This is a genomic window from Thermogemmatispora sp. (assembly GCF_019683755.1).
In the GTDB taxonomy this organism is placed as follows: domain Bacteria; phylum Chloroflexota; class Ktedonobacteria; order Ktedonobacterales; family Ktedonobacteraceae; genus Thermogemmatispora.
Window position 1 is genome coordinate 1 of sequence record NZ_JADGHT010000352.1, and the last position, 4674, is coordinate 4674.

The window sequence follows — 4674 nt, forward strand, 5'->3', positions numbered from 1 at the left end:
AAAAAGTGTCCAATATATAATAGTCTGACTTAGAGCAATAGCGAGACCGCTCATGGGCACTTCCCTTACAAATTTATATATGCTGGCAATGTCGTAGACGATAACCAGACGACAGGTTAACGATGGCTGGACCAAGGTACCGCCGTAAGTGTTGGCTCCCCTGGTTGAGGGTCTCAAGCTGAAGGAGAGAGATACACAGACCTCTCTCTGCCTACTGGTGTGACTTCGTCTCCCTTCTGGTTGATAGCCTGTGAAGAAGCAACCGACCGTACAGACTCCCCAAGGTTTACAAACGTATCCTGCTCTAAAAAGTTACGTTAGGGGAGAGCCTTTTTCTCCCCCCAATCGACGAAAGTGGTGACCAGGCCAGCCATTCTCGTCCCGTAGCCGCCCTGGCAGCAGCCGCACAAGAAAGCGGCCAAGGTCGACCTCCGGCCAGGTCACCTGCTGGACCAGAAAAGATGCTCTGAGGGCATCGTTGGACCGCCACCTCATTGTTAATCTCTTTAGTACCATAGCCCTGGCGAAAAGCACGGCCAGGCGCCCCAAGGACCATGCTCGAATCTCCCTCTCCTGCTTGTCTTCCCACCGAGAGAGGAGCATAATAGAAGCGGATCTTTTCGGCTAAGGTCACCCGCTTGGGCTTAGAACTGGCTGAGCTTGGCAAGGAGGGAGTGCATGGAGCGTGTCAACTGGCAACGTGTACGTGATATTCTCATCAGCATTGTCTGCATCTGCATTCTGGGCTGGTTAGGATGGAGCATTTCTGGGCTGTTTCTCCATGCGCTGGTCTTGCTCCTACTTGCAATGGCCATTGCCTTTCTGGTTTCACCGCTTGTCGACAGGCTACAACGCTATGGCCTACCACGCTCGCTTGCAACGCTGCTCGTCTATGCTGTGGTCCTGGTAGTGGTGGCGAGCCTCTTCTACGCCTTATTGTTTGCCTTGATACGTCAGGCTCAGACCTTCTCGGTGACCATTCAGAATTATGCCTACCAGCTCCCAGAACTCTCGGCCAAGCTACAGAAATTCCTTGTTGACCAGGGTATTCCCCAAGAAAAGATCGACAGCGTCCTGACGCAGATTGAGATGCAAGCGACCGACTTTGCGCGTTCGCTTGTCAACAACATCGTAGGATTTGTCTTCACCCTCACCGATCTCATCGTCAATGTTGTCCTGGTGACCGTCCTCAGCTTCTACCTGACTCTCGACGGCAAGCGTATCCGCGATAGCCTATTCCAGGTAGTACCTCGCCGCTCACTGCCGCATTTTCTGCTCTTCGAAGACGCGCTCAATCGCGTGGTAGGCAACTATATCCGTGGTCAGCTGACGTTGGCGGTCATCATTGGAGTGCTGGCGGGTGTAGGGTGTGCTACTCCCTGGCTGGGACTGAAGGACTATGCCCTGATTGTGGGAGCCTTGGCTTTTCTCTTCGAGACTATCCCGATGGTCGGGCCGGCCCTGGCCTCGCTGCCGGCGGTGGCGATCTCCCTCCTCTTGCCCGAGCCCTTTCCCCGCACCTTTGTGGTCATCGGCTACTTCATCATCATCCAGATTGTCGAAAGCAATGTGCTGGGACCGCGCATTGTCGGCCATGCGGTGGGGCTGCATCCGGTCGCTTCGATCCTGGCTTTGATCATTGGCGCCCAGCTCTTCGGAGCTTTCGGTGCTTTAATCGCTACTCCAATTGTGGCCGCCGCCTGGGTAGTGGTCGCTAGCATCTACCGCTCCCTGGTGAGAGGCGAAAGCGCTGAGCAGATTCTGACGCCACGCCGCCAGCCTTGGGTGCTGCGCCGCCGCCGCGCTCAGTCGCAGCCAACGCTGGCCGCTGAACACAGCACGACTCGCAGCCTGCGTATACCTAGGGGATTATTTGGTCAGGGGATAAACCGTGTCAGCGCCGCTCCGGCTATCAAGAAAGGGATCGACCTGGAAGGGAAGATCGAACAACTCGATCTTCTGCGCCCCTTCCCTGAGCCGCAGGAACAGCGCCACACGGTTGTTCAGGACAAGCAACAGGAGCAGGATGAACCCGTCGAACGCTAAGGGAAGCTTGCTTAGCCAAGTGCCCCAAAAGCCTTGCGGATGGCGTCCTCGCCTTCTGGACTCACCAGTGCGAAGATCTCATCATCTTCCTGGATTACAGTGTCAGCGTTGGGGATGATAGGCTGGTTATTCCGCACGATCAGGGCCAGGTTACTATTGCGCGGCAGATTGATTTCTCGCAGGGTTTTACCGATCGTGGGCGACTCGGCGGGGATGCGCAGTTCGACAAAGTCAAGGCCTGCCCTGCGTAGCTTCATGAGCGGCACAAAGCGCGTAGTTGGGATCTCCGCCTCAATAAGGGAGAGAATGGCCTTGGTTGGGCTGACAGTGATATCGATGCCAAGCTTCTGGAAGATCTTCTCATGCTTGGGGTTGTTGAGCCGGGCGATGGTGCGGTTGACATTAAAACGCCGCTTTGCCATCTGACAGATGACCAGATTATCATCGTCTTCGCCGGTGACGGCGATGACCACATCCGCACGCTTAGCGCCGGCATCCTCCATAACGCGTGCTTCGCAGGCATCGCCGCGCACGACGGCCTCTCCCAGCTCTTCGCTCAGCGCCTGGTAGCGCGCTGCATCTTTCTCGAGAAGCAGGACCTCATGTCCCTGGCTCAGGAGCGTTTTGGTGAGGTAGTAGCCAATGTCGCCACCGCCTCCGATGATGATATACATAGAGCTATCCTCTATTGTTTCTCGTCTTGTTGCGCTGCTTTTGCCGCTGCAGGCTCACCGAGAAGCGCCTCGGCGAGCATCTGAGCCCCTATCGTGGTGGGACAGAAGGTTTCCAGCCCCAGCTCATGATAGGTGCGTTCCCGAATCGGGTCGTAGATACGACAAACGACCTTCTTTACATGGAAAATTTCCTTGGCGATCTGACTCGCCATAATGTTGCGGTTATCGCCGTTAGTGACCGCCGCGAAGGCGTCGGCTTCCCTGATGCCAGCGCGGATCAAGATATCCTCATCGACTCCGTTGCCCAGGATGGTCTCGCCCTTGAAGTCGGGGTCAAGGCGCTGAAAGGCTTCGCTGCTATAGTCGATGACCGAGACCTGGTGACCCGCGCGATCCATCATATTGGCCAGCGTTGCGCCGACGCGGCCACAACCGAGGATCACTATTCTCACCTGTTGCCTCCTGATCTGCGGCGAGGGCTACCCTCCCGCCAGTAGTACCAGCCGTGGATCGCTTCTTTTGCTGCTTATTGTTGAGCACCTGCCCATCTCTCGACGGGTGGGCAGGCGTGGAAACCCACCAGACGATATTATATCATTGCTGTGCCAGCGCACATGCTCCCGGTTGTGCTCCCAAGCTAGGTAGCAGGTACGAGGAGATGCGACACTCGGCTGACAGGCGCGGCTGGGGGGCGGGTCTAGACCTGCCAACCGGCAAGGCAGCTACCTTCCTTCTCCTCTAGTTCCTCTTTGTGAGGGCTGATCCAGACATGATACAATAAGGCCCATGAGGCAAGGCTATGTCTTAAGAGTGATTAGCGAGCGTCGGATCTGGGATGACTTCCTGGAACAGCACGATGGTCACTTACTGCAGAGCTGGGGATGGGGAGAGTTGAAGGCTGAAGCGGGATGGAGGCCACTACGCTTGGCGCTCTGCGAGTGCTCATCTGGGCGCATCGTTGCCGCCGCTCAGGTACTCTGTCGTGGTGCGGCCCGCTTACCACACTGGTGCGGACACCTGGCCTACATTCCACGCGGTCCTGTGCTTGACTGGTCGCATGAGGAGTGCTGCAAGGCCTTCTGGATGGCTCTCCATCGCTGGCTGCGCCCGCGGGGCGCCTTGGCTCTCCGCCTGGAGCCGCCCTTACTTGCCGATACTGCGGAGGGCGAAGCCGCCGCACGCTTCCTGCTGGCCTCTGGCTTCCGCCCTGTGCGCACGATCCAGCCGCTGCGTACGATCATGGTTGATCTCCGTGCGGATGAAACCACACTGCTCTCCCGAATGAAGGAGAAATGGCGCTATAATCTCCGTTTGGCGGCTCGACGCGGTGTCAAGGTGCGTGAGGCTCAGACACTTGAGGACGTGCGCGCCTGGTATGAGCTGTTGAAGATTACTGCTGCTCGCGATGGCTTTGGTATCCATCGCTATGAGTACTACGAGCACGCCTGGCTGATTCTTGCCCCCCGCAATCAGCTAGATCTGCTGCTCGCTGAGTATGAAGGGCGGCTTCTGGCCGGGATCTTTGTCGGACGGATGGGACGTGAGGCGCTCTATCTGTATGGGGCTTCCAGTAACGAGTTACGTCAGCTCATGCCCAACTATTTGCTGCAATGGGAGGCGATGTGTCGCGCACGCGCCGCCGGAGCGATCCGCTACGACCTATGGGGCATCCCAGAGACGGAGGACGAGCATGAGCCATTAGCAGGGGTCTACCGCTTCAAGCGCGGCTGGGGAGGAGAGGTAGTGCGCTTCATTGGGGGTTACGAATACATCTATCGCCCGCTCAGCATGACCCTGGCGCGGCGCCTCCTCAGCGAGCGTCTCGCCCTCTAGTCCGGCTCCTGTCCTGTCCCCTCGCCAGCCGTAGCGGCCCGGCCCTCCCTGGCGCCCTCTCTCTCCTCTTCCTCTCACCAGAGCTGTCACTCTGTCACCGTCAAGCTGGGCTGATCCGTGT

Annotated in this window: 5 protein-coding genes; 2 read left to right on the forward strand and 3 right to left on the reverse strand. The window is 57.6% G+C overall.

What is annotated here, in order from left to right; genetic code table 11:
• Nucleotides 1–312: 312 nt before the first annotated feature.
• On the reverse strand, nt 313–495 hold the full coding sequence (locus IRZ24_RS16990; RefSeq protein WP_297166761.1) for a hypothetical protein: 183 nt from the start codon (nt 493–495) through the stop codon (nt 313–315).
• 183 nt (nt 496–678) lie between these two features.
• On the opposite strand from IRZ24_RS16990, the gene IRZ24_RS16995 reads away from it, so the two are divergent.
• Nucleotides 679–2046, forward strand: a complete 1368-nt coding sequence (locus IRZ24_RS16995) for an AI-2E family transporter (RefSeq protein ID WP_297166764.1) — start codon at nt 679–681, stop codon at nt 2044–2046.
• A gap of 11 nt (nt 2047–2057) precedes the next feature.
• On the opposite strand, the gene IRZ24_RS17000 is transcribed toward IRZ24_RS16995, so the two are convergent.
• A complete protein-coding gene (locus IRZ24_RS17000; protein ID WP_297166768.1) occupies nt 2058–2720 on the reverse strand; it encodes a TrkA family potassium uptake protein in 663 nt (220 codons plus the stop codon).
• Between the two features lie 11 nt (nt 2721–2731).
• On the reverse strand, nt 2732–3172 hold the full coding sequence (locus IRZ24_RS17005; RefSeq protein WP_322480982.1) for a TrkA family potassium uptake protein: 441 nt from the start codon (nt 3170–3172) through the stop codon (nt 2732–2734).
• A 358-nt stretch (nt 3173–3530) separates the two neighbouring features.
• On the opposite strand from IRZ24_RS17005, the gene IRZ24_RS17010 reads away from it, so the two are divergent.
• Nucleotides 3531–4553 carry a peptidoglycan bridge formation glycyltransferase FemA/FemB family protein gene (locus IRZ24_RS17010; RefSeq protein WP_297166771.1) on the forward strand — a complete coding sequence of 341 codons (1023 nt, stop codon included), beginning with the start codon at nt 3531–3533 and terminating at the stop codon, nt 4551–4553.
• Nucleotides 4554–4674 lie beyond the last annotated feature (121 nt).

What these genes read in the sequence shown, in the direction of transcription:
- IRZ24_RS16990 (WP_297166761.1), bottom strand. Translation starts at nt 495, where the DNA reads ATGAGGTGGCGGTCCAACGATGCCCTCAGAGCATCTTTTCTGGTCCAG.
- IRZ24_RS16995 (WP_297166764.1), top strand. Translation starts at nt 679, where the DNA reads ATGGAGCGTGTCAACTGGCAACGTGTACGTGATATTCTCATCAGCATT.
- IRZ24_RS17000 (WP_297166768.1), bottom strand. Translation starts at nt 2,720, where the DNA reads ATGTATATCATCATCGGAGGCGGTGGCGACATTGGCTACTACCTCACC.